The sequence below is a fragment of the Candidatus Accumulibacter vicinus genome, from assembly GCF_000584955.1.
GTDB lineage: Bacteria > Pseudomonadota > Gammaproteobacteria > Burkholderiales > Rhodocyclaceae > Accumulibacter > Accumulibacter vicinus.
Genome location: NZ_JDSS02000024.1, coordinates 199,122 through 200,051, shown reverse-complemented (window position 1 = coordinate 200,051; position 930 = coordinate 199,122). Strand labels below are relative to the sequence as shown.

The window sequence follows — 930 nt, the reverse complement described above, 5'->3', positions numbered from 1 at the left end:
GGCAACAAACGGTGTTGACTGACCAATGGGGCGCTGATAGAATGCTCCTTCTTCGCAGCACGTGGTTCTATTCGGGAGATAACAGCAGCACGACTTCCTTCCATGAAGCGCGCGAAGAAAAATATGGGGGGGTTCTTATCGACCTCCCGCCACGGTCGCGGGGTGGAGCAGTCTGGCAGCTCGTCGGGCTCATAACCCGAAGGTCACAGGTTCAAATCCTGTCCCCGCAACCAGCTCTTTAAAAATTGGACAACCGATAGGTGTGGGTTCTTGATCTAGTACGATCTGCGCAAGCGGATGGATGAAGGATAGAGAAGGACTCGTACCGATGGAAGAAGCGCTATTGATCTGGAGGGATCTGGATTGATAGTACGTCGAGCGAGAGTTTTAGGAATTGAACTGAAGAGTTTGATCCTGGCTCAGATTAAACGCTGGCGGCATGCCTTACACATGCAAGTCGAACGGCAGCACGGGGGCGACCCTGGTGGCGAGTGGCGGACGGGTGAGTAAAGCATCGGAACGTGCCCTGGAATGGGGGATAACGTAGCGAAAGTTACGCTAATACCGCATATTCTGTGAGCAGGAAAGCAGGGGATCGCAAGACCTTGCGTTCTGGGATCGGCCGATGTCGGATTAGCTAGTTGGTGGGGTAAAGGCCTACCAAGGCGACGATCCGTAGCGGGTCTGAGAGGATGATCCGCCACACTGGGACTGAGACACGGCCCAGACTCCTACGGGAGGCAGCAGTGGGGAATTTTGGACAATGGGCGCAAGCCTGATCCAGCCATGCCGCGTGAGTGAAGAAGGCCTTCGGGTTGTAAAGCTCTTTCGGCGGGGAAGAAATTGCTTGGGTTAATACCCTGAGTAGATGACGGTACCCGAATAAGAAGCACCGGCTAACTACGTGCCAGCAGCCGCGGTAATACGTAG

The 930-nt window shown here is 54.6% G+C and carries 1 tRNA gene and 1 rRNA gene (1 of these 2 cut by a window edge); both read left to right on the top strand.

The annotated features are described in order from the left end of the window. Positions 1-156: 156 nt before the first annotated feature. Positions 157-233, top strand: a tRNA-Met gene (locus tag CAPSK01_RS11510). A gap of 163 nt (positions 234-396) precedes the next feature. Continuing rightward, positions 397-930, top strand: a 16S ribosomal RNA gene (locus tag CAPSK01_RS22760); it runs 1,505 nt beyond the window's last position.